Annotated in this window: 23 protein-coding genes and 2 tRNA genes; 2 read left to right on the top strand and 23 right to left on the bottom strand. The window is 40.7% G+C overall.

Annotated features, from left to right (window positions below):
* Positions 1 to 397: 397 nt before the first annotated feature.
* The 17 genes from lysS to ACFPYN_RS09220 form a co-directional block, all read right to left on the bottom strand.
* Positions 398 to 1,894: a lysine--tRNA ligase gene (gene lysS / locus ACFPYN_RS09300; RefSeq protein ID WP_377733738.1), complete on the bottom strand. Its 1,497-nt coding sequence runs from the start codon at positions 1,892 to 1,894 to the stop codon at positions 398 to 400.
* Positions 1,895 to 2,172: 278 nt separating this feature from the next.
* Positions 2,173 to 3,198 (bottom strand): tRNA dihydrouridine synthase DusB, encoded by a 1,026-nt coding sequence (gene dusB / locus ACFPYN_RS09295; RefSeq protein WP_377733737.1) that lies wholly within the window; start codon positions 3,196 to 3,198, stop codon positions 2,173 to 2,175.
* Positions 3,199 to 3,200: 2 nt separating this feature from the next.
* Positions 3,201 to 3,428, bottom strand: a complete 228-nt coding sequence (locus tag ACFPYN_RS09290; RefSeq protein WP_377733736.1) for a helix-turn-helix domain-containing protein — start codon at positions 3,426 to 3,428, stop codon at positions 3,201 to 3,203.
* Positions 3,380 to 3,898: a 2-amino-4-hydroxy-6-hydroxymethyldihydropteridine diphosphokinase gene (folK, locus tag ACFPYN_RS09285; protein ID WP_377733734.1), complete on the bottom strand. Its 519-nt coding sequence runs from the start codon at positions 3,896 to 3,898 to the stop codon at positions 3,380 to 3,382. Before folK ends, ACFPYN_RS09290 begins: the two co-directional genes overlap by 49 nt.
* Positions 3,895 to 4,263, bottom strand: a complete 369-nt coding sequence (gene folB / locus ACFPYN_RS09280; RefSeq protein ID WP_377733733.1) for a dihydroneopterin aldolase — start codon at positions 4,261 to 4,263, stop codon at positions 3,895 to 3,897. The genes folK and folB overlap by 4 nt, the downstream gene beginning before the upstream one ends.
* Before the next feature lie 11 nt (positions 4,264 to 4,274).
* Positions 4,275 to 5,126, bottom strand: a complete 852-nt coding sequence (folP, locus tag ACFPYN_RS09275; protein ID WP_377733732.1) for a dihydropteroate synthase — start codon at positions 5,124 to 5,126, stop codon at positions 4,275 to 4,277.
* Positions 5,127 to 5,128: 2 nt separating this feature from the next.
* Positions 5,129 to 5,980 (bottom strand): aminodeoxychorismate lyase, encoded by an 852-nt coding sequence (pabC, locus tag ACFPYN_RS09270; protein ID WP_377733731.1) that lies wholly within the window; start codon positions 5,978 to 5,980, stop codon positions 5,129 to 5,131.
* Positions 5,980 to 6,573 (bottom strand): aminodeoxychorismate/anthranilate synthase component II, encoded by a 594-nt coding sequence (gene pabA, locus ACFPYN_RS09265; RefSeq protein WP_377733729.1) that lies wholly within the window; start codon positions 6,571 to 6,573, stop codon positions 5,980 to 5,982. Before pabA ends, pabC begins: the two co-directional genes overlap by 1 nt.
* Positions 6,570 to 7,988 (bottom strand): anthranilate synthase component I family protein, encoded by a 1,419-nt coding sequence (locus ACFPYN_RS09260; RefSeq protein WP_377733728.1) that lies wholly within the window; start codon positions 7,986 to 7,988, stop codon positions 6,570 to 6,572. The genes pabA and ACFPYN_RS09260 overlap by 4 nt, the downstream gene beginning before the upstream one ends.
* A 107-nt stretch (positions 7,989 to 8,095) precedes the next feature.
* A complete protein-coding gene (cysK, locus tag ACFPYN_RS09255) occupies positions 8,096 to 9,019 on the bottom strand; it encodes a cysteine synthase A (RefSeq protein ID WP_377733727.1) in 924 nt (307 codons plus the stop codon).
* A 546-nt stretch (positions 9,020 to 9,565) separates the two neighbouring features.
* A complete protein-coding gene (locus ACFPYN_RS09250) occupies positions 9,566 to 10,504 on the bottom strand; it encodes a peptidyl-prolyl cis-trans isomerase (RefSeq protein ID WP_377733726.1) in 939 nt (312 codons plus the stop codon).
* A complete protein-coding gene (hslO, locus tag ACFPYN_RS09245; protein ID WP_377733725.1) occupies positions 10,488 to 11,369 on the bottom strand; it encodes an Hsp33 family molecular chaperone HslO in 882 nt (293 codons plus the stop codon). Before hslO ends, ACFPYN_RS09250 begins: the two co-directional genes overlap by 17 nt.
* An 18-nt stretch (positions 11,370 to 11,387) precedes the next feature.
* Positions 11,388 to 12,152 (bottom strand): type III pantothenate kinase, encoded by a 765-nt coding sequence (locus ACFPYN_RS09240; RefSeq protein ID WP_377733724.1) that lies wholly within the window; start codon positions 12,150 to 12,152, stop codon positions 11,388 to 11,390.
* Positions 12,153 to 12,352: 200 nt separating this feature from the next.
* Positions 12,353 to 14,350, bottom strand: a complete 1,998-nt coding sequence (ftsH, locus tag ACFPYN_RS09235; RefSeq protein ID WP_377733723.1) for an ATP-dependent zinc metalloprotease FtsH — start codon at positions 14,348 to 14,350, stop codon at positions 12,353 to 12,355.
* Positions 14,351 to 14,481: 131 nt separating this feature from the next.
* A complete protein-coding gene (gene hpt, locus ACFPYN_RS09230) occupies positions 14,482 to 15,024 on the bottom strand; it encodes a hypoxanthine phosphoribosyltransferase (RefSeq protein WP_024536356.1) in 543 nt (180 codons plus the stop codon).
* Between the two features lie 18 nt (positions 15,025 to 15,042).
* The gene (tilS, locus tag ACFPYN_RS09225; RefSeq protein ID WP_377733722.1) at positions 15,043 to 16,431 is read right to left on the bottom strand and encodes a tRNA lysidine(34) synthetase TilS; all 1,389 of its coding nucleotides are present in this window, start codon (positions 16,429 to 16,431) and stop codon (positions 15,043 to 15,045) included.
* Positions 16,432 to 16,457: 26 nt separating this feature from the next.
* Entirely contained in the window at positions 16,458 to 18,875 is a 2,418-nt protein-coding gene (locus ACFPYN_RS09220; RefSeq protein ID WP_377733721.1) for a SpoIIE family protein phosphatase, read from the bottom strand.
* A gap of 186 nt (positions 18,876 to 19,061) precedes the next feature.
* Between ACFPYN_RS09220 and ACFPYN_RS09215 the strand changes: the two genes are divergently transcribed.
* Together ACFPYN_RS09215 and ACFPYN_RS09210 are read left to right on the top strand one after the other, a co-directional pair.
* Positions 19,062 to 19,135, top strand: a tRNA-Met gene (locus ACFPYN_RS09215).
* Positions 19,136 to 19,187: 52 nt separating this feature from the next.
* Positions 19,188 to 19,259: transfer RNA gene (locus ACFPYN_RS09210), tRNA-Glu, on the top strand.
* A 68-nt stretch (positions 19,260 to 19,327) separates the two neighbouring features.
* On the opposite strand, the gene ACFPYN_RS09205 is transcribed toward ACFPYN_RS09210, so the two are convergent.
* The 6 genes from ACFPYN_RS09205 to yabP form a co-directional block, all read right to left on the bottom strand.
* Complete coding sequence (locus ACFPYN_RS09205; RefSeq protein WP_377733720.1) at positions 19,328 to 19,786, bottom strand: DinB family protein; 459 nt, start codon at positions 19,784 to 19,786, stop codon at positions 19,328 to 19,330.
* Positions 19,787 to 19,804: 18 nt separating this feature from the next.
* Positions 19,805 to 20,002 carry a hypothetical protein gene (locus ACFPYN_RS09200; RefSeq protein ID WP_377733718.1) on the bottom strand — a complete coding sequence of 66 codons (198 nt, stop codon included), beginning with the start codon at positions 20,000 to 20,002 and terminating at the stop codon, positions 19,805 to 19,807.
* A gap of 680 nt (positions 20,003 to 20,682) precedes the next feature.
* Positions 20,683 to 21,105, bottom strand: a complete 423-nt coding sequence (locus ACFPYN_RS09195; RefSeq protein ID WP_017382038.1) for a S1 domain-containing RNA-binding protein — start codon at positions 21,103 to 21,105, stop codon at positions 20,683 to 20,685.
* Between the two features lie 125 nt (positions 21,106 to 21,230).
* Entirely contained in the window at positions 21,231 to 21,653 is a 423-nt protein-coding gene (locus ACFPYN_RS09190; RefSeq protein WP_377733716.1) for an FtsB family cell division protein, read from the bottom strand.
* Between the two features lie 60 nt (positions 21,654 to 21,713).
* Positions 21,714 to 22,187 carry a spore cortex biosynthesis protein YabQ gene (gene yabQ, locus ACFPYN_RS09185; RefSeq protein ID WP_377733715.1) on the bottom strand — a complete coding sequence of 158 codons (474 nt, stop codon included), beginning with the start codon at positions 22,185 to 22,187 and terminating at the stop codon, positions 21,714 to 21,716.
* A complete protein-coding gene (yabP, locus tag ACFPYN_RS09180; RefSeq protein ID WP_024536349.1) occupies positions 22,184 to 22,483 on the bottom strand; it encodes a sporulation protein YabP in 300 nt (99 codons plus the stop codon). The genes yabQ and yabP overlap by 4 nt, the downstream gene beginning before the upstream one ends.
* Position 22,484: the final 1 nt, after the last annotated feature.

Raw genomic sequence — 22,484 nt, 5'->3', positions numbered from 1 at the left:
CTCTCCATAATAGGTGAGTCGATTAGCTCGACTTTGTTGCTGGCGTCAAAAATTTGACGTTTATAATGAACGGTTAAGTTCAAGTTTGTTTTCAATACCAACAGGTGTCGGCGTAAGAAAACGTTTGTGCTTCCGGCACCGAAGTGCGTTCCGCTTGTTAGTTGACGTTTTGCTGTTCAGTTTTCAAGGTTCATTAGTTGGTCACTCTCGCGACGACAACTTTTATATCATAACAAATTCCGTTTGTCATGTCAACAAAAAGTTTTGCTATTTTCATTCACTTTGTCGCACTTAAATTAGCAACTTGATTAATATACCACCATCTATTGGACGAGGCAAGCCTTTTATGAAATAAAAAAGAAAAAGCTAGAATCGCTTCTAGCTTTTTCTAATTGTATTAGTCACGGTGACGCATTTGTGGGAATAATAGCACATCGCGAATCGATGGTGAATTCGTTAATAGCATAATTAAACGATCGATACCGATACCTAGTCCGCCAGTTGGAGGCATTCCGTATTCTAAAGCTTCGATAAAATCATCATCCATTTCATGTGCTTCATCATTACCTGCTTCTTTTTCGACAAGTTGAGCTTCGAAACGTTCACGTTGATCGATTGGGTCGTTTAATTCAGTAAAAGCATTTGCGTGTTCACGACGAACAATAAATAACTCAAAGCGATCTGTGAAACGACCGTCTTGTGGATTTTTCTTAGCTAATGGTGAGATTTCCACCGGGTGACCATAAATGAATGTAGGTTGAACTAATGACTCTTCGACTTTTTGTTCAAAGAATTCATTTAGTACATGTCCCGCTTCCATAGAAGGTTTAACATCCACGCCGTGCTCATTCGCAAACGCGTGAGCTTGTTCTTTCGTCATCTCTACCCAGAAATCAACGCCAGTTGTTTCTTTAACTGCATCTGCCATGTGTAGACGTTTCCAACCAGGAGATAAATCAATCTCATCTTCTCCGTACATCACTTTCGTAGTTCCAAGTACATCTTGTGCTACGTGTGCGATTACGTTTTCAGTTAACGCCATGATGTCGTTGTAATCTGCATACGCTTCATACAACTCAAGCATTGTAAATTCCGGGTTGTGTCTCGTTGAAATTCCTTCATTTCGGAATACGCGTCCGATTTCATATACTTTTTCTAAGCCGCCCACGATTAATCGTTTCAAGTGTAGCTCAATTGCAATACGCATATATAACGTCATGTCTAAGGCGTTATGATGTGTAATAAACGGACGCGCTGTCGCTCCACCCGCTATTGCGTGCATAAGTGGTGTTTCCACTTCCAAGAAACCTTGTGCATCTAAGTAACGACGCATCGATTGAATGATACGGCTACGTGTAATAAATGTATTTTTGCTTTCTTGACTAGTAAGTAAGTCTAGGTAGCGTTGACGGTAACGTTGTTCCACATCTTTTAAGCCGTGGAATTTTTCCGGCATCGGACGTAGTGCTTTTGTTAGGAAGGTAAATTCAATTGCTTTTACCGAAAGCTCGCCTACTTGTGTACGGAAAAGATTCCCTCGAACGCCGACAATATCACCTAAGTCAGCCGTAGTAAACAAATGGTAAGCATCATCGCCAATTGCATCTTTACGTACATAAATTTGAACTTGACCGCCGAAGTCTTGAAGATGCGCAAATCCAGCTTTCCCTTTTCCGCGCTTTGTCATGATTCTTCCAGCAATCGTTACTTCACGTGGTTCTTCTTCTAATTGTTCTTTTGAAAACTGCTCAAACTCTTCATGAATTCCTGTAGACAAATGTGTACGTTCATAACGCCCACCAAATGGATCCAGTCCACTTTCACTTATCGAAGTCATCTTTTGGCGTCTCACCAAAAGTTGATCATTTGTTTCTGTTTCATCTAAATGTGACATATTCATTTCACTCCCTTTTCTTTTGATAGCTCCGTTTAACCATTTAACGGAAAGCTAAGTAGAACTCATTAGACTACATTCGATTTAGAAAAAATCGAATGAAAAATACAATTTGTTCGTAGTAGCTAGCCATTCATAATGAACCTATTGTACACAATTTCACAATCGTCTTCACGTCTTATCGCATTTTTCGGTTAAATCTATAGATATTTCTATAATTCTGAAAAGTTTCTTCTATATATAAAAGAGCTATCACGAAAGTGACAGCTCTCCTTGTTTTACATAATGCTTGTTTCTAGTTCACGACCTAAAGCCATTTGCTCTTCCGCAAAGTTGTTAATGAATGTGCGTAGTTCTAGTGCAGATTCAGTTTGGTTAATCAAATTACGCGCTTTACCGTTTCCACGGATGCCTTTTAAGTACCATGATGCATGTTTACGCATTTCTCGAACAGCAACATGTTCACCTTTAAGTGCCATTAAACGTTCGAAGTGAAGTAAGCATACATCCATTTTCTCGCGAACAGATGGTTCCGGTTTTAATTCACCAGACTCCAAGTATTCAACTGTGCGGTAAATCATCCAAGGGTCACCTAAAGCTGCGCGACCGATCATGACAGCATCCACGCCTGTTTCTTCTAACATACGCTTCGCATCTTGAGGCGTTTCTACATCCCCGTTACCAATAACCGGAATCTTAACATTCTCTTTCACTTGGCGAATGATATCCCAGTCAGCGTGACCTTCATACATTTGTACACGCGTACGACCGTGAACAGCAACCGCTGATCCGCCCGCACGTTCAACTGCTTGTGCGTTTTGAACTGCATATAAATGATCAAGATCCCATCCAGTACGCATTTTCACACTTACTGGTTTTTTAACGTTGTCGACAACTGCGGCAACCATTTCGTAAATTTTTTCTGGATCTAGTAATAACTTCGCGCCCGCTTCACATTTGATAATTTTCGATACTGGGCATCCCATGTTAATATCGATAATATCTGCTGTCGTGTTTTGGTCTACATATTTCGCAGCTTCCACAAGTGTATCTTTGTCTCCACCAAAAATTTGTAATGACAATGGGTTTTCTCTGTCGTCAATATATAACATGTTCATCGTCTTTTCGTTTTTCTGCACAATGCCTTTATCACTAATCATCTCTGCATAAACGAGACCTGCACCGAATTCCTTGACCGTTAAACGGAATGCCGAGTTACAAATACCAGCCATTGGTGCTAAAACTACTCGGTTATCCATTACATGCTTACCAATTTGAAATGGCTTATCACTCATCTTTGTCATTGTTAACCCTCCTTTCCTTGTGAATTCGTTTCACCCATTAACTCTTTTACCTCTATATGAAGCACTAATGCCATAGTATCTAGTTGTTCTATTGTTGGTATTCGAGTACCACGTTCGATTTGACCTAAAATCGATGTTGACATGCCTATCTTTCCGGCAAAGTCGAGTTGCTTCATCCCTTTTAGTTTTCTGAACGCACGAATGCGTCGACCCCATCGATTGTTTTCCATACGTGAACGCCTTCTTTCTGTCCTTTTGCATACTCGCTAAAAGACACACCCGTTACTGGATGAATACCATTAGGTACCAATTCAATTAACGGAATGAGAACGAATCCTCTCTCATGCATACGCGGATGAGGTACTGTTAAGCTCTCTGACTCCATATTTTCGTCATTATAGAGCAAAATGTCAAGGTCTATACACCTAGGTCCCCAGCGGAATTCACGAATTCTCCCTAGAGTTTGCTCAGTATCTAAGCAAATAAAAAGGATTTCTTCTGCGGACAAATTACTCTTTATTTCGACGACTACATTTAAAAACGTTGCTTGTTCAGTGTATCCTACAGGGTCGGTTTCATAAACAGAAGAAACACGAGTTACTTTTACCGCGGGTTTTTCCTGCAACATTCGAATAGCATCTTGCAACATCTCAAAACGATTTCCGAGATTCGAACCTAACGAAAGATATGCGGTGTTCATACATAATCGCCTCTCGTGATTTCAACAGATATCGATCGATAATGACCAGGAATTGGCGGGTCTGGTTTAATAACGATTACTTTACAGCCTTTAACGCGATCTTTGAAAGTCGTTAAAATTTCTGTTGCAATACGCTCTGCCACAGCCTCCACTAACTTAACCGGTTGACCTTCAACAATCTTTTGGCAAATGAAGAACGCTTCGGCATAGTTAACGGTTTTGTCTAAATTGTCCGTTTGACCAGCTTCTTGTAAATCAACAGCTAGAGAAAGTGTTACGCGGAATCGTTGGCCTAGTTTCGTTTCTTCAGCAAATACACCATGATTTCCCCAAAATTCCATGTCGTTCACATGAATATAATCCATTTCATTCACCCTTAACTTTCTATATATAGTTGTTTGCCCGTCAATACATCCATCATGCGAACAGTACGAACAATTTCTTTGACGTCATGAACTCGCATCATGTGACATCCATGCATAATACCAAAGGAAACCGTTGCTGCAGTTCCTTCTAAACGCTCATTAACCGGCAGATTTAAGACTTTGCCAATTGTAGACTTGCGAGATGTTCCTAGCAACACGGGATATCCCATGTCGACAACATCTTGTACATGTTGCATCATCAAAATATTTTGTTGTGTTGTTTTAGCAAATCCAATGCCTGGATCTAGCCAAATATGATGGTTTGGAACGCCTGCGTCTTTGGCAATTTGGATACTTTCTTCTAAATCCTTGCGTACGTCCGGCCAGAAATCAGTGTAGTCCGTGTTATCACGGTTATGCATCAATAAAATCGGCACACCGAGTCTTGCTGCCACTTCTGCTATAGCAGGTTCACGCTTAGCACCCCAAACATCATTAATAATATGAGCACCAGCTAGTATGGCAGCTTCCGCCACTTCTGCTTTATATGTATCAATCGATATGGCAACATCGAGTTCCCTAGATAAAGCCTGTATAACTGGAATGACACGCGCGAGTTCTTCTTCAAGACCGACAGCAGCGTGCCCTGGTCGAGTTGATTCTCCACCGACATCAATTATTTTCGCTCCGTCAGCAACCATTTTCTTTGCATGAATGACTGCCGCTTCTACCGCATCATATCGGCCGCCATCGGAGAATGAGTCAGGGGTTACATTTAATATCCCCATAACCATAGTTTCTTTATGAAAATCAAAAACCGTCCCATTCACTTCTAACGCTTTTGTATAGTTTGTTAAATTCACCTTTATCGCTCCTTGCTTGTCTGTTCCACTTGTTTCACATAAAGTTCGTGTAACTTTGTGTAAAGCATTCCATTTCTTCCGGCGAACCGACTTGATCCAAGTTGAAGAATGGGTACCAACTCTTGTACGGCATTTGTCACAAATACTTCTTCAGCCGCTTCTAGCTTATCAGGAGTAAATAAGCCTTCCACCACATTAATTCCAAGTGAGTGTGCTTCCCAAATCACCCAGTCGCGTGTAATTCCAGCTAATATTCCCGTTTCGAGGGCAGGAGTATACAAACCCCCGTCTTTCACCCAAAAAATATTGGAAGTGATGCCTTCCGCTACATGCCCTTCGCCTGTTAAAAAGAAGCCTTCCTGTTCGGCAAGTGATGGCAACTCTAAGCGCGCCAGGACATTATTTGCATAATGATGCGATTTATAGCGTTGTTCACTTTCTGGTGTATTGCGTCGAGTTTTTAACCACACAGCTGATTTTTCTTTCCCACGCGTCAATGGCGGTAAGTTTTTTCTGAACAAAATCACTGTTGGTTTTTCATAAACAGATGGTGCTAACCCAATATCATGCACGCCAGCAGATACATTCAGTCGAAAATAACCGTCTTCTCCACCACTTCGCGCATTTAATTCACATATAATTGCCGTCAGTTTATCTACATCCAATTCGACATCAATCCGAAATTCATCGAGCGCCTTTCGCAAACGTTCTATATGTTCTTCGAGTAAGAAAGGTTGTCCTTCATACGTACGAAATGTTTCGAAAAAGCCTAAACCATATAAAAACCCGTGGTCAAAAGGCGAGATACGCAACTCATCTGCTTTCACAAACTCTCCATTCATCCAAGCCCACATTACACTTCCTGCTTCTTCGCCGGCTGGCAATACGTCTGAATAAAATTACGAAGTAACTGTTTGCCTTCTTCAGTCATGATTGATTCAGGATGATACTGAACGCCTTCAATAGCAAACTCCCGATGACGAAGACCCATGATCTCGCCTTCAGCGGTCCAAGACGTCACTTCTAAACAATCGGGAAACGATTCTTTTTCAACAATTAACGAATGATAACGAGTTGCTTGAAATGGGTTGGGCATTCCTGTATTTACACCTTTTCCATCGTGATGAACCGGCGATGTTTTGCCATGCATTAAGCGCTCCGCTCGAATAACGTTCCCACCGAATGCTTGTCCAATCGATTGATGACCCAGACAGACACCAAAAATCGGAATCTTTCCGGCAAAGTGAGTGATAACATTTAGGCTGATGCCTGCATCATTCGGCGTACAAGGTCCTGGAGAAACAACAATCATTTCAGGTTTTAACGATTCAATATTAGCAATCGTCAATTCATCATTGCGCTTAACGACTAAGTCTTTTCCAAGTTCACCAAAATATTGAACTAAGTTATAGGTAAATGAATCGTAGTTATCGATCATTAAAATCATTTGTTCCCCACTCCCTCCGCCATTGATTTTGCTTGCCACAGTGCTTTTGCTTTATTTAACGATTCGATGTACTCATTTTCCGGACTGGAGTCAATAACAATACCCGCTCCTGCTTGAATATGTGCGATTCCGTCTTTTACAAACGCTGTACGAATAACGATATTGAATTCCAAATCGCCTGTGTAACCGAGCCAACCGATTGAACCTGTATATAAACCACGTCTGACCGGTTCAAGTTCTTCAATAATTTCCATTGTTCGGATTTTCGGCGCTCCTGTAATGGTTCCCCCAGGAAACACCGCGCGAATAACTTCAGCGTTCGACGTATCTGCAGCTAGTGTTCCTCTAACGTTTGACACAATATGCATGACGTGTGAATATTTTTCGATAACCATGAATTCATTTACTTCAACAGAACCATACGCCGAAACACGCCCTAAATCATTGCGTTCTAAATCAACCAACATGACATGTTCTGCGCGTTCTTTTTCATTATCAATTAATTCTTTGGCAAGACGCTCATCTTCCTGTTCATTTTCCCCGCGAGGACGTGTACCAGCGATTGGACGAGTCGATAATTCGTCGCCTTTTTTCTTCACTAGTAACTCAGGTGAACCTGACACAACTGCAAACTCCGGAGATTGAATAAATGCCATGTAAGGCGAAGGATTAAACGAACGCAAAGCTTCATAATACGTCACTGGAGAAACGCTTAGCTCCTTCGATTGACGGACGGACAAGTTTACTTGGAACACATCCCCTTGGCTAATATACGCCTGAATGCTACGCACCGCTTCTTCAAAAACGTCCCCAGTCATCGAGACATGTAGCTCAGTCTGGTCGTCAGGCACTTCTGTCGCACCGCCCGCGGTAAACACTCGAGTCTCTAAACCTTTCTTAGCAGCTTGTCTCCATTTTTCACTTTCGGCTGGCAAATCAACATCAGCTGTCGATATATGCATGATATGCACTTGTTCTTTGTCAATGTCTAAAACTGCCCATTGATCAAGCAAGTAGAAAAACAAGTCAGGAATATGCATATCATCTTCCGTATCGTTAGGCATCGTTTCAATTTGTCGAGCATAGTCGTACGTAATGAACCCTGCCGCACCGCCTTGGAAATCTGGTAAATCTGCGATATGTGCAAATTGATATTCTTCCACTAACTTTTCGACTAATTGCAGAGCTTCGCCGTGTCTTTCTTCTACTTTTCCATCACGCCACTTAATACGCAAGCCACTTTCTGTTGATTCGATAATGGCTAATGGATTCCATGCCGCCACACTGAATTGTCCCCCACGTCCACTTTCCATCAAGATGTGGTGAGTTTCAAATTGACTTAACTCTTTATAAGCATAATAAAATTCATCTTTATTTAATGAAATCTTTGTTGTATGTAATTGAACATCACGCATGTCCATTCTCCCCCTGAAAACAATTCTCGCTTTCATCTTATCGTGAATGACTAGTTAAACGCCACAAAAAAGAGAGAACGTCTCCGCTCTCTCTTCATCTAGTATGGTTAGTCATCAAATTGATACAGTGGTGTACTTAAATAGCGCTCTCCATTTGAAGGAAGAATAGCTAAAACTTTTTTGCCTTTACCCAGTCTGCGCGCTACTTCTAATGCAGCATGCACAGCGGCTCCTGACGAAACACCACCAAGAATGCCTTCTTCACGTGCTACTTTTCGTGCTGTTTCATATGCTTCTTCATTCGACACTTGAATGATGCTATCGTAAATGTCAGTGTTCAACACTTCAGGCACAAAACCGGCTCCAATTCCTTGGATTTTATGAGGTCCTGGTTGACCACCTGATAAAATAGCCGAATCTTTTGGCTCAACTGCTACAATTTCAATGCCTGGGAAGTGCTTTTTCAATACTTCGCCAGCACCCGTTATCGTTCCACCTGTACCAATACCTGAAATAAAAGCATCTAGTTGATCCATCGCTTCTACAATTTCCGGTCCAGTTGTTAAACGATGTACTTCTGGATTTGCTAAATTGTTAAATTGTTGAGGCATATACCAGCCTTTTTCTTCTGCTAGTTCAGTTGCTTTCGCTATAGCGCCCTTCATTCCGTCTGGCCCAGGAGTTAACACTAATTCTGCGCCATATGCACGTAACAAATTACGTCGCTCCATACTCATCGTTTCAGGCATAACGAGTACAGATTTGTAGCCTTTCGCTGCAGCGATCATTGCAAGTCCTATTCCCGTGTTACCGCTCGTCGGTTCAATAATCGTATCACCTTGTTTTAACTTTCCATCACGTTCAGCCGCTTCAACCATTGAAAGAGCAATACGATCTTTCACACTACTACTTGGGTTGAAGAATTCTAACTTTAAATAAACCTCTGCATCTTCAGGTCCTGTCAGACGGTTTAATTTCACAATCGGTGTTTTTCCTACTAAATCTGCTACTGAATTACCTACTCGCGTCATTTTCTCACTCCTAATCCCTAGTAGTTCAATTGGTTTTTTTATCCTCTTAATCCTACCAATTTTTCTGACTTTTCGCAAACAAAAAGCAGCCACCTGAACGAATCAGAAAACTGCTTGGGTATACCGCTATCATACGTAACTTCACGTATTTTTATGAATTATTCCAACGTTTGGGTGTTTTCAGCATTTCGGTGTCTAGCTTCAAACGCCAGCTCGCACCTCCGCTTCAGAAACTCATTCGAAAACGGGTTTTCGATTCGTTTCTTCCACCGTCGGAGTCGAGCTAGAGTGGCGTTTTCAGCATTTCGGTGTCCAGCTTCAAACGCCAGCTCGCACCTCCGCTTCAGAAACTCATTCGAAAACGGGTTTTCGATTCGTTTCTTCCACCGTCGATGTCCAGTTGCACAGGCCAATCCACTCTTAAGCTTCGCACCTTCATTCGAAAACACGTTTTCGATTCAGTCGCTCCAGCGCCAGAGACGGATTAGAGTAGCCTGTTCCACATTTCATGGAGTCGAGCTAGAGTGGCGTTTTCAGCATTTCGGGTCATTCACCATAAAACCATTGTGTGTCAAATTCATTCCAAAATGCTTCTGGAGAAACGGATTGTGGTAATTGTTCCAACGCCAATTCACGCTTAATATGATTTTTGACATCTTCATATGTGAATTCTTGACCTTCTGCAATATCTTTCAAATAAACGACACCATATCGATCGTCTGCCAGTGAAACGGGACTACTCCATTGGTCTACTTCTAGTTTGCTAGCTGCTTCCACAACTGAAGCATCAACATTCTCTTGACCTTCCGAAATAAATCCGATATCCCCACCAAGACTTGCCGAAGAAGTATCCACTGAGCGTTCACGCGCTAACACATCAAATGAAGAACCATTGTCAAGTTCATTTACAGCCTCCTGCGCATCTGATATTGTCTGTAAAACAATCAAACTCGCTTGATACGTAGTAGGAATATTGTATAGAGCCTGGTTTTCATTATAAAATGCTTTGATTTGCTCGTCTTCAATCACCACGTCTTTTGTTAACACTTTGTCTAGTATTAATTGGCCGCGTATTTTTTGACGTTGCATCTCACTGTTCAAAGACTGACCTTGTGATCCCGTACTATCTTGAGCAGTTCGGATTAAGGAAAGTTCTAAATCTATTTCTTTATCCGTTACTTTTATTTCGTATTTATTAGCAGCCGTGTTCATTACTTGAGCGTTTACCATTTCAAGTAGTGTCTCTTTTCCATACTGCTCTTCCATCGCGACCATCCAGTCTTCACGGAAAATTTGCTCTTTCCCAACTGACGCTACAACTTCATTCTCATTAGTTGGTCCGTTTGGAATCAACCATGCGATGAACCACAACAAGTTGCCGAGCAATAATATACCCAACACAATAAGAACTGGCTTTGTTTTCAATTTTTTCTGAGCAGGTCGCTCATCATGAGAACGACCTATATGGTTATGATTTGATTTCATCTATATATGATTCCAGTTCTTGTTGAGAATAATCATATGTTTCCATACAGAAATGACATTGTGCTTCTGCTTTGCCGTCATCGTCAATCATTTCTTGGATTTCATCTGCACCTAACGCTAAAATCGCTGTACCAAAACGGTCCTTCGAACAATTACATTCAAATGAAACCGGCATTTTATCTAGTACTCGGACATTTTCTTTACCTAAAATTTCTTCCAATAATTCTTCAGGAGATAACCCTTTTGCAATTAATGTAGAAACAGGCTCCATCGAGCTTAGTTTTTCTTCAATAATAGAAATTGTGTCATCTTCAATTCCTGGCATTAACTGAATGATAAATCCGCCTGATGCCAAAATTGTATTATCCGGATTAACTAACACGCCTAACCCCACGGAAGACGGAACTTGTTCAGACGATGCAAAATAATAAGTGAAATCTTCGCCTAATTCACCTGATACAAGCGGTACTGACCCTGTAAAGAAATCGCGCATGCCTAGATCTTTGACAATCGTCAACATACCATCAGTTCCTACAGCCCGTTTCACATCCAGTTTGCCGTGTTCATTTAAATCAAAGTGCGTTTGTGGTTGTGAAACATACCCACGTACTTCTCCTTTTGAGTTACTATCGACGACAATGGCACCAATTGGACCTTTTCCTTCTACCTTAACCGTCAGTTTATCTTCACCTTTTAACATGGCACCCATCATGACACCTGCAGTCATCGATCGACCGAGTGCCGCTGATGCAGTTGGCCATGTTGCATGACGCTGCTGTGCTTCACTTATTGTATCTGTTGTACGGACAGAAAAAGCTCTCACTTTTCCATCAAACGCTAAAGCTCTTACTAAATAATCATTCATTTTTTGGTACCTCTTTTCTTATTGGTTACGTTCGTATATGATGTGCAGTCCTTTTAAAGTTAAATACGGATCAATTTTATCAATTACTGTCGATTCCGACGCAATTAAATTAGCCATTCCACCAGTCGCAATGACCGTTGGCTGCTCTTTACTTTGTGCTTTCATACGCGATACAATACCTTCAACTTGCCCGACGTAGCCATAAACAATACCAGCTTGCATAGCCGAAACTGTATTTTTTCCAACTACATTTTCTGGTTTTGTTAATTCAATTCGTGGCAATTTGGATGCTTTAGTAAATAACGCTTCGGTTGATATCCCAATACCAGGAGCAATCGCGCCTCCCATATATTCACCTTTTTCATTTATATAACAATAGGTTGTGGCTGTTCCAAAATCCACAATAATAAGGGGTGGTCCATATTCTTCTATCGCTGCCACGGCGTTGACAATGCGGTCAGCTCCAACCTCGCGAGGGTTTTCATATTTAATATTCAACCCTGTTTTTACACCCGGACCAACGACAAGCGGTTTGAGGCCAAAGTATTTTTGACACATGCGCTCTAACGAGAACATGATCGACGGAACAACGGACGAAATGATGATGCCATGAATTTGACTAAACTCGATACCCGCATGAGTAAATAAGGACTTAACTTGCATGCCGTATTCGTCTTCCGTTTTGTAACGATCGGTTTCCATGCGCCAATGATGAATTAATTCATCTGAATGATAAACACCCAGCACAATATTCGTATTTCCAGTATCTAAAACGAGTATCATTATTGTACCTCACAAATTCTATTTATCGATTGCTTCTGCATGCCAGTCTGCCTATCCTGGCTTTCAAGACTTTTCAGCGTCTACCAGAGCCAGTTCAAACCTCTGCTTTTCTGTAAGTCATCATACCACAATTATCTATGCATAAAAAAGCTGATTGACTTCCGCAAAGGGAGGTCAATCAGCTTTTTGTGTATTATGCGTTATTTACGATCTTCTTTAATGTCACGCGAAGGTTCAACTGTCGTTTCTTCCTTCGGTAAATTGGCTGTAGATGGGTCGTTTGGTGCGCCTGTAACATCTGGTGTTACTTCGTCAACCTTTGCCGTTGCCACATCTGCTTCTTCAAGTATTGGTTGCTTAACCGGGCGAACCGGTAAAGTACCATGCTCTTTTAAGTGCATAATTTGCCCAGCATCTAATGTTTCCACTTCAAGAAGTGTAGTTGCAATGAGCTCAAGCAATTCACGTTTTTCCGTCAAAATTTCTTTTGTACGGGCGTATTGCTCTTTAATCATAATTTGCATTTCTTGGTCAATTTCGTAAGCAATCGCATCTGAATAGTTTTGTTCAGAGTTAAAGTCACGACCTAAGAAGACGTTACCGCCTTGCGCTTGACCAAACTGCATCGGTCCGAGTTTATCGCTCATTCCGTATTCTGTCACCATGCTTCGAGCAATACTCGTCGCACGTTGGAAGTCATTATGAGCACCGGTTGAGACTTCACCGAAGACAACATCCTCAGCTACACGTCCACCAAGTAAACCAGAAATTTTATCAAGTAACTCTGGTTTAGTCATAAAGTAACGATCTTCTTTTGGTAACATAACCGCATAACCGCCTGCTTGACCACGTGGAACGATGGTTACTTTATGTACAATTTCTGCATCATCTAAAGTTAATCCAATTACTACGTGTCCCGCTTCGTGGTAGGCAACAATATTACGTTCTTTTTTAGAAATGACTTTACCCGTTTTAGCAGGACCTGCAATGACACGGTCAGTCGCTTCATCAATATCTAGCATATCAATCTTCTTCTTGTTACTACGAGCAGCAACTAAAGCTGCTTCGTTCAGAAGATTTTCTAAATCCGCACCAGAAAATCCTGGAGTACGTTGTGCAATCGCTTTGAAATCTACTTCATCTTCTAAAGGTTTGTTACGTGCGTGTACTCTTAGTACAGCTTCACGACCTTTAACGTCTGGGCGACCAACCGTGATTTGACGGTCAAAACGACCTGGACGAAGAAGAGCTGGATCTAAAATATCTGGTCGGTTCGTTGCTGCGACGATAATAATACCTTCGTTCGCTCCGAAACCATCCATTTCAACAAGTAATTGGTTCAAGGTTTGTTCACGCTCATCGTGTCCACCACCAAGACCTGCTCCACGTTGACGACCAACTGCATCAATTTCATCGATGAAAATGATACATGGCGCATTTTTCTTTGCATTTTCGAAAAGGTCACGCACACGAGATGCACCAACCCCAACAAACATTTCAACAAAGTCTGAACCACTGATTGAGAAGAATGGAACGCCTGATTCGCCTGCAACAGCACGAGCAAGCAACGTTTTACCAGTACCTGGAGGACCGACTAGAAGAATCCCTTTAGGAATACGAGCACCAATGGCATCGAATTTGCGAGGGTCTTTTAAGAATTCAACCACTTCTACAAGTTCTTGTTTCTCTTCGTCTGCTCCAGCAACATCGTCAAAACGAACTTTTTTCTTTTCATTATCATATAATTTTGCTTTGCTCTTACCGAAACTCATTACTTTATTACCGCCACCTTGAGCTTGGTTCAACAAGAAGAAGAACAAGATAAAGATAATGATGAATGGAATTAAGCCGGTAAAGAATTGCACCCATCCGCTTGTTTCAGGTGCTGGTAAAACTTTTACATCATTCGTTTTGGCAGCTTCGCGAATGGTCGTTAAGACTGTAGGATCATCCATCGTAATGGCAGTGATGAACTCTTCGTCTTTTTTATAACCTTCCATTTTACCTCGAACTTCATACACCCCTTGATCTGGTTGCATTGAGAACTCAGTAACCTTGCCACTTTCTAACGCAGTAAGAAACTCGCCGTAATTGACTTCTTTGGTTGGGTCTTTCCCGCTGTTAAACGTACCAAAAATCCCAATAATTACGAGGAAAATTAATAAATAAAATATGGTGTATCGAAATATTCGATTCATCATGAACCCCCTCAAGAAATATACAGAAAAACTATTGATAATCTTATCATACGTAGAAAAAAGGGTACAACGATATGCCTTGCCTTTTACACGTTATTCTTTAATTTATGTCAGAAATTCTACCCACTCTATTAAAACGAGTAAACTTCTTTCTTCAATACGCCTACATAAGGTAAGTTACGATATTTTTCCATGTAGTCTAATCCGTACCCTACAACAAAAGCATCAGGCACAATAAATCCAACGTAATCAGCTTGTAAATCTACTTTACGACCCGTTGGTTTGTCTAGTAATGTCACGACTTTAATCGATTTTGCTTTACGGTATTTAAAAAGGTCCACTAAATAGCTAAGTGTTAACCCGCTGTCGATAATATCTTCTAGAATCAACACGTCACGGCCCTCAACACTTGTGTTTAAATCTTTTACAATTTTCACTTCGCCTGAAGAAACTGTGGCATTTCCGTAACTTGAAACGTCCATGAAATCAATTTCCATGTAAATATCCATACGTTTCATAAGATCTGCCATAAATGGCATAGCGCCTTTTAATACGCCAATTGCGAGTGGGAATTTATCGTTGTAATCAGCCGTTAACACTTCTCCTAATTCACGAATCTTTGTTTGTAGCTGTTCTTCAGAAATCAATACTTCTTGAATATCTTTTTCTAACATATTGGTTCCTCCTTGAGCTTAGTGGCTCTCTTTTTCAATCATGAACTGATGCGTCCAACCTTCATGTGGCTGTTTAGTAAAACGCGAACCTAATCGCACGCCTGGTACACCAATTATCTCTCCTTGATGTGTGACAAGCAATTGAACAGCCTGACGGTTATGTCGAGGAACTTTTTCATCAATCATTAAACGCGACAAACGCTTAGATTCTTCCATTCCTTTGAGTAGCAATCGGTCTCCCGGTTGTCTTCCCCGAACATGAATAGGTAGTTCACTTAGATTAAGTGTTACATACCATCCGTTGTCCCTATTAATCGCAGCTTCTCGATTAATCATCTTTATCCGTAAGTCCAAGCCGACAGTTACCCACTCCCCCATGACAATAACACTTTCAGTAGGGGTTGTCGGTGTGCTTGCTTCATCCAAAGAAAACCGCATCGTCGAGTAGTGGCGGAAACCTTTTCTTCCATTTGGAAGATGAATCTCACTTGAACCATCACGTTCGAGACACTGGTTATGGATTTGATCAATAAGTGAATGGCTTAACCATAAACTTTCAGTAGGGTATAGATAGTTTAATAGTAGTAGAACTACTCTTTTTTGTAAAGCAACCTCGATACCTTGAAATTGTTCTAGGTCTATTGTCAGTGAATGAGTGGCCGATGAACGAATGATTTTTTCATATTCCGTCACGGCGAGCTTATCCAGCAATTGCTCATCTTGTTGCTGTTGCTGTGTCCATTTGGTAATAGCCACTGATACATTCGGGTTTTCTTCTTGGACAAGCGGTACGATATGGTGGCGGAATCGATTACGCGTATATGTATCCTTTTTATTACTCGAATCTTCACGATATGTAATGTGTTGTTCATTTAAATATTGTTCTATTTGTTTTCGTGTGACAGATAAAAACGGACGAATTAATTTACCGGTACCAAATTGACGCTTCGCATACATCCCATTCGATCTTGTTCCCCTCGTTAAACCCATCAATACAGATTCTACTTGGTCATCGGCGTGATGTGCTACTACAAGTTTGCTGTAATTACATTCCTCCATCACTTGTTCAAAAAAGTGATAACGTTCACGGCGACATATATCTTGTAGGTTTCCATTTTCACGAAGGAGGATGCTTTGTATAGCTAGCGTTGTACTATGAAAGGGAATGTTCCAATTGTCGCACACAGACTTTACAAAACGTTCATCTACGTCTGACTCTTCCCCTCTAAGACCATGATTAGCATGAATACAACCAATCTCGATTGCGAGAGAATCTTTTTGTTTGTGCAAAAAAGTGAGGAGCGCAATTGAATCTGCGCCCCCAGAACATGCAACAAGAAGTCGATCTCCTTTGCTTATTAAGTTGTCTTTTTGAATATAAGAAAATACGTCATTACGAAAGTCCAACTTCTTGTCACCTCCTAGCTTTGATTCTATTTTATCATTCTTTCCCGGGAAATATTTCGATTAGATGGTGAAAAGAGTGACCATTCTGGGACAGCGTGCTTTACTTTGACCACAAATAACGTTCGATCATCTTCAGCAGCTGGGTATTTATTGTTAAATTCAGCAGCCAATACATCGGCGAGTGAACTAGTTGGTGTCGATTCATACTTTCTCATTAAACGAATCAGTTCGTTTTCTTGTTCCTCTAATGAGTAGTCTGGTGAAAACATTCCGTCTGACAACATAACTAAAATATCTCCGTCTTTTACAATACGTTCTTCTGCGTCCACTGACATGGTTGGCAAGAACCCAATTGGCACACTTTGACTATCGATTTTCACACAATCTTTTCCTCTGAGTAAATACGTTGACATGCTTCCTGCTTTAAATGACCATAGTTTACCTTGCTGTAAATCAAGTAGCGCTAAATCCACTGTTGCATATAAATCTGAATGGTGTTTGAGAGACATGACGTAATGTAGCGTATGCATCGCTGTTTCCGGATTCATTTGATGTTGCAAACATTCTCGTAATAAGCGAATGACTTTTCTACTTTCATGATACGCTTCCATGTTTTGACCCATACCATCTGATAATACGAATGCAACGAGTCCACTATGCAACGGAATGACACTATGGGCATCCCCTGAATATACCGTATTCTGGTACGATCTCGTAAATACCCCATAATCATACGAAAATCTAACAGCCGATTGAAAAGTGATTTGAAGATGTGGAAATGGATCCTGAATTTCAGAAGTACGACTAATTTCAAATGGTTCATCATATAATTCATGGAGAATCGGCATGATAAGTCGCTCACCTATCATTTGATTCGTTTCCCACTCTGCTTGTTTGATTGGTAAACAACAAACAATTTTTCTTGCTCCTTGTTCTTCGGAAAGCATATCAATTTGAAAATGCGCAATTTTGGCATCATCTAAACGTCTTGAAATTTTCTCTTCTTCCGATTCATGATTTGCTTCATTCATCTGAAGATCCGCCATAAGATCACTGACATGTTGACTCATGTCACGCAATTGGTAGGCAAGCATCTTTTTCCCATGAGCATAATGTCCAGCGAGTTTGTTGTTTGCGTACTCTTCTTCAAGTGCATCAACCAAGCCGTTCGAACGCACACATTTTTCTTGAATCCGATCATTTAAGCGATAACGAACCCCTGACTTCGTATGGGCTCTCATTTCTTTCCATTCTTCAACCACTGGATACATCCCTTTACCTGCAGCACCCCAGCACTTATCTTGCCTAAAGCAAGTTCCACATACAGAATAATCGGGTGATTGGCTAGTTGAAGCAGTTTCTTTATGTGTAGGAAAGCGATCGTTTACAAGTTGAGTAATAAATTCAACAAACTGTTGGAAGTCGAATAATTGTGTATTCACTTTATCTGTTAGCCATTGTTGTCTTTTAAAAAGAACTGATGATGGTTTTGGGAAAAACTGATTCTGAGCATAGTTTATCCAAGTAGTTGGTAATATAAAATAAATCATGCTCGCACAAGCGAGTGAAGCAAAATAAACTTTATCAAGCGGTAAGGTTGTGTCGTATACAGTGAAGAATAACGCAGCTCCGAAAGAACCGCTAGCAATCCATAATCGGTTTTTATTTTGAAACAGCCCGGCACATAAACCCGATAAGGCATAAACCGCAATCATGCCGCTAAACGATAGTTGGGATAAACTAAGAATAGTTCCCATAATCGTAGCAACAGCTGTTCCCACGAAAACTCCACCTACACTCACCGCTCCAAATAGTACAATATGGACTAGCACAAGAGGTACTGAAATGAGACCAAATAACAACCCTCCCATCCCAGTTAACATCAAAGCACTCACCATAACCGCTGCACCTATTCGTTCAAACGTCCATTTCGCTGTCGTTAAAGCGTGCATGGGAACAAATAATTGGAATAAAAAGACCGTCATAATCGCTGATAAGATGCTTTCATACATAACGAGTAAAGACACCGACAATGGTATGTCTCCGCCGTATGATACCCACTGCCAGCCAAACTGGACAAGCAAGATCACCATAGCAACTTGAAATGGTATGAACTTTTTATTTTTTAGAACTTGGCTTACTGCTTGATAGCCACCTATTTGCAATACATGGAGAACTGCCTGACCTATTCCGAGCGTTAAGCTCCCACTGATCCCCCCAATCCAAACAAACGGTAGATAACGTGGATACCTTCTGGCCACGATGGCCCAAACAGGTAAAAAGAATGGCACGGCTGCTTCAAATAACACCGCTTTTGATAAGAAGAATGCAAAGAATAAGATTAAGGCAGATAGCATGATTTTTAACTTTTTCTTTTTTACTAAGAGCATCCACCTGCTCCAAACGGGTATTTTCTTCATACCATCAGTTGTTAGTGACTTCATGAAACCAATCCCTTCCCTTACGATAATTTTCATTATAGGAGAAGGGTTGTTTAAAGTTTGTCAATTCTTGACAGTGCGGAACAAAAACATTTCGACGAAATATCAGAAGATACGGGATAAACTTTTAAAAGACCGCTTGACACTACCACATGTTCACTTGTATTATTATAAATGTTCTTTAAAGACGGCGGCCTAGCTCAGCTGGCTAGAGCGTACGGTTCATACCCGTGAGGTCGGGGGTTCGATCCCCTCGGCCGCCATTACAGAAAAGCGCATATGCGCATTGAAAAGTGCGGCAAAACGCTTTTCCTCGGCCCCTTGGTCAAGCGGTTAAGACACCGCCCTTTCACGGCGGTAACACGGGTTCGAATCCCGTAGGGGTCATCCAAAAAAACTCACAAGAGAATATTCTCTTGTGAGTTTTTTTATTTGCATACCTACAAAATCTTCGTTTATCTACTTCTTACACGCTCAATTTGTCGTTTGTGATGTTCATCATGCTCCCAAAAATCAGTGAAATAGCTCGTAATCGACAAAGTGTGATGACCAATTTGAAATTCTTTGTCCCATTCACTTTCATCTACTTCTTGAAGTTTTTGCGTAATACGCTGACGTTCACTTTTCGCATAAGCAATGGTTTCTTCAAATGTTTGTTCAGCAGCACGTGCTGCAGCTTTTGCATTAAACTCTTCGAATGCTGGAAAACTTTCAAGTTTACCCCCTTCTTTCATTTCAGGAAGTCTCTCTTCCGTAGTGAAGCGATCCCATTCCGCCAAATGCATAATAATCTCATTTGGTGACCATTTTCCTGGCATGTATGGACTCATTGCTTGTTCAGGTGTTAGTTCTTTTAAAGAATCCAACCACATTTGATAATTTTTATGTGTTCTTAAAATTTGTTGTTTACTCATAACCCACACCCCTTTCTGTTATTTTTCGCTACTACAGCTATCAATCCCTTTATTCCACAACGGACCAAGCTCCCAGTTCGGTGACTTCCAAGATAACCTTAGACCAGCCATTGCAAAAAGTTTATTATTCTTTATTTTAATGAGCGTTGAGATTTTTCGGTCTTCCGTACGCTTCGCATATGACAGATTTCCTTTATCCAGAAATGAAATTATCATGCTGAGACTACTAAGAAAAACCGGGCAAAAAGTGCGCCCTATCCTTTTAATAAGAGTAACCATAGTAGCCTGTTGATGGCAACTTGGATTATAGGTTGGTTCTATCTCTAGCTTAACTTAGAATCATTTATTCGTGTCTTAGCAATAAGCTATTGATAGATTTTCTTGCTGTTTACTACTCACTTCATTGATTGTAGTGGAAGGCGGCGACTCCGGCGGGATCAGCGGGACAGGTGAGACCCCGCAGATCGCGAAGCGACCGAGGAGGCTCACCGCCCGCCCCTCGGAAAGCGTCCGCTTGAAACGGAAATCAACACTATTAATGAATCAATCTTTTGTCCCTGAAACACTGGATTTATGGAACTAAAATTATACACTTTCTTATCTTGTTAAAATAACTAAGTCACTCATAGAGACCGCTGTCCATCTGGGGAAGAATGGTGTCCTTCTGCAAGCGAATGGACGATTACGTTACGCGAGTGGACGATAATCAAATTAAATGGACGATAACCTCAATTGAGTGGACGGAAACTCAAGTTGAATGGACGATAAGCCAAGTTGAGTGGACGATGAAAGTAGTTCAAATAAAAATGAAATTTCTTATAACAACAAAAAAACATCCCTGCATATCAGCAGGGATGTTGTAAAAACACTTTTTCTACGATCAAAACAGCCAGCAATTATCCTCGTTTCGCGCCGCGACCGCCACGTTTCGTTTCAGTGGCACGTTTTAAAGTGGTCAAACGTTCTTCACTGTCTTTTAAGAAACGTGCCATTTTTTGTTCAAAATTCTCTTTAAACGGACGATCTCGATCGTTTGGACGACTATTCGGGCGTGGACGTTGAGGACGTTCTGGTCGCTCAGCTTGTGGCTTGGCTTTACGAATAGATAAGCCGATTTTGCCGTCAGCTTCCACATTCATCACTTTAACTTCAACCATATCGCCGACTTTCAAATGCTCGTTGATATCTTTTACATAGTTGTCAGCGACTTCACTGATATGAACAAGACCCGTTGAGCCACCTGGTAGTTCTACGAATGCGCCGAAATTTGTGATTCCTGTTACTTTACCTTGTACCTTGCTGCCTACTTCAATTGACATAAAAAAAATGCTCCTCCTTAGAAATTAAGCCGGCTCCTTTAGAAGCCTTGTAATAGTAAAATCGGATCCGAAAATAAAGATCTCCACTCTTAATTATAGCCAACAAAAAAAGAGTGTCAATAAGACTACTCTTTTGAATCAATGTTTTTGTCGTCATTTCCTTCATTTTCAGGGATAGCAAAAATTATTTCGTTATCATCTGAAAGGAAGTATTCTTTTCTTGCAAGCTTCGCAATATAGTCATCATCATTTAATTTTAAAATTTGAGATTTCAACATGTCTTGTTCATCTTGAACTTGTTCTAGCGATTGAAGAACTTCTGACTTTTTGCTTTCTTTAGCAGCTAGTGCTTGTGATTTATCAAACATTGTAAGAGTTAGCCAACCCATAACCAGGACTACGATGACAGCAAAAGCACTCAATCGTCTAAACAAACGAATTTTATGTGCTTTTTCACGCTTCTCTTGGCGTTCTACCGAGCGGACATAATCCTTATTAATGGATGAAACATTACGATTTTCTTCATTTTTACGGTTATTCACACCCATGTTGTTCACTCCCAGCCATAATTTGTCAACTAATTAGTAGTTGCTATTATAACTGATAAATTACTTTTTTTGAAGGGACCTTCGGGGTATTTTTTCAATTATTTTTTCAAATACTTTTATTAATGGCCATAGTATAGTCATACATATTTTAATAATGATGCGCAAAATAGTACGAATAATTGTCACAATTACATGTAGAATCCACCATATGGGCTGAGCGATTAATCGCATAAATACATGTCTCCCTAAGAGCATTGGCTTGCGAAACCACAATTCATAACTAATGATTCCTATAATTTGAGCACACGGGTCATATATTCTCCAAGTTCCATCTCTTATATGAAATAATAAGTAAAAACTCGCGATTCCGAGTCCTACCCATAAAAAAATTTCAAAAAACCTTTGGTAACGCCTGAGTAATGCACCTGGACGGAGAGCTTGGCAACTGTCGCGAAAACTTTCAACTAGAAAACCTGTGGCCACGCCACTTAAAATCATGGCCAACAGACTTAAGAATTGATATGAAATCGTCATCCAAACAATTTATGCAGGAAATTACGGCTAGGTTCACGATCTTCATCATCGTATTGGAATGTTCGTACAAGACCTTCGAGTGTCAGTAACCCTTTGTCCACATCTAAATGAACAATGCGTAACTCTTCACCTTTAATATTTAAATGTCCTTGTGAAGTTCTTACTACAAACTCTTCTGCGTCAAAACGCTCAATGGATTTGACAGATGTTAAGTCCATACGCTTACGATTTCGTAAACTAACTACGTGATCTCCTGATGGAATCGTGATGGATGCATGTTCGGCTTGATATTGCATA

It is taken from the genome of Paenisporosarcina macmurdoensis, assembly GCF_042658845.1.
GTDB lineage: Bacteria > Bacillota > Bacilli > Bacillales_A > Planococcaceae > Paenisporosarcina > Paenisporosarcina macmurdoensis.
Note: the sequence above shows the minus strand (reverse complement) of the source record. Positions and strands in the feature narration are given on the sequence as shown.

Bases quoted from the DNA above. Each gene is read 5' to 3' on its own strand.
- ACFPYN_RS09200 (WP_377733718.1), bottom strand. From the start codon at position 20,002: ATGATAATTTCATTTCTGGATAAAGGAAATCTGTCATATGCGAAGCGT.
- folB (WP_377733733.1), bottom strand. From the start codon at position 4,263: ATGGATTATATTCATGTGAACGACATGGAATTTTGGGGAAATCATGGT.
- ACFPYN_RS09260 (WP_377733728.1), bottom strand. From the start codon at position 7,988: ATGCGTGATGTTCAATTACATACAACAAAGATTTCATTAAATAAAGAT.
- pabC (WP_377733731.1), bottom strand. From the start codon at position 5,980: ATGTGGGCTTGGATGAATGGAGAGTTTGTGAAAGCAGATGAGTTGCGT.
- hpt (WP_024536356.1), bottom strand. From the start codon at position 15,024: ATGTTAGAAAAAGATATTCAAGAAGTATTGATTTCTGAAGAACAGCTA.
- ACFPYN_RS09290 (WP_377733736.1), bottom strand. From the start codon at position 3,428: ATGGAAAACAATCGATGGGGTCGACGCATTCGTGCGTTCAGAAAACTA.
- ACFPYN_RS09220 (WP_377733721.1), bottom strand. From the start codon at position 18,875: ATGAAGTCACTAACAACTGATGGTATGAAGAAAATACCCGTTTGGAGC.
- yabP (WP_024536349.1), bottom strand. From the start codon at position 22,483: ATGCAATATCAAGCCGAACATGCATCCATCACGATTCCATCAGGAGAT.
- lysS (WP_377733738.1), bottom strand. From the start codon at position 1,894: ATGTCACATTTAGATGAAACAGAAACAAATGATCAACTTTTGGTGAGA.
- ACFPYN_RS09250 (WP_377733726.1), bottom strand. From the start codon at position 10,504: ATGAAATCAAATCATAACCATATAGGTCGTTCTCATGATGAGCGACCT.
- pabA (WP_377733729.1), bottom strand. From the start codon at position 6,573: ATGATTTTAATGATCGATAACTACGATTCATTTACCTATAACTTAGTT.
- ACFPYN_RS09240 (WP_377733724.1), bottom strand. From the start codon at position 12,152: ATGATACTCGTTTTAGATACTGGAAATACGAATATTGTGCTGGGTGTT.
- hslO (WP_377733725.1), bottom strand. From the start codon at position 11,369: ATGAATGATTATTTAGTAAGAGCTTTAGCGTTTGATGGAAAAGTGAGA.
- cysK (WP_377733727.1), bottom strand. From the start codon at position 9,019: ATGACGCGAGTAGGTAATTCAGTAGCAGATTTAGTAGGAAAAACACCG.
- folK (WP_377733734.1), bottom strand. From the start codon at position 3,898: ATGAACACCGCATATCTTTCGTTAGGTTCGAATCTCGGAAATCGTTTT.
- yabQ (WP_377733715.1), bottom strand. From the start codon at position 22,187: ATGACGATTTCATATCAATTCTTAAGTCTGTTGGCCATGATTTTAAGT.
- ACFPYN_RS09190 (WP_377733716.1), bottom strand. From the start codon at position 21,653: ATGGGTGTGAATAACCGTAAAAATGAAGAAAATCGTAATGTTTCATCC.
- ACFPYN_RS09205 (WP_377733720.1), bottom strand. From the start codon at position 19,786: ATGAGTAAACAACAAATTTTAAGAACACATAAAAATTATCAAATGTGG.
- ACFPYN_RS09195 (WP_017382038.1), bottom strand. From the start codon at position 21,105: ATGTCAATTGAAGTAGGCAGCAAGGTACAAGGTAAAGTAACAGGAATC.
- ftsH (WP_377733723.1), bottom strand. From the start codon at position 14,350: ATGAATCGAATATTTCGATACACCATATTTTATTTATTAATTTTCCTC.
- dusB (WP_377733737.1), bottom strand. From the start codon at position 3,198: ATGACAAAGATGAGTGATAAGCCATTTCAAATTGGTAAGCATGTAATG.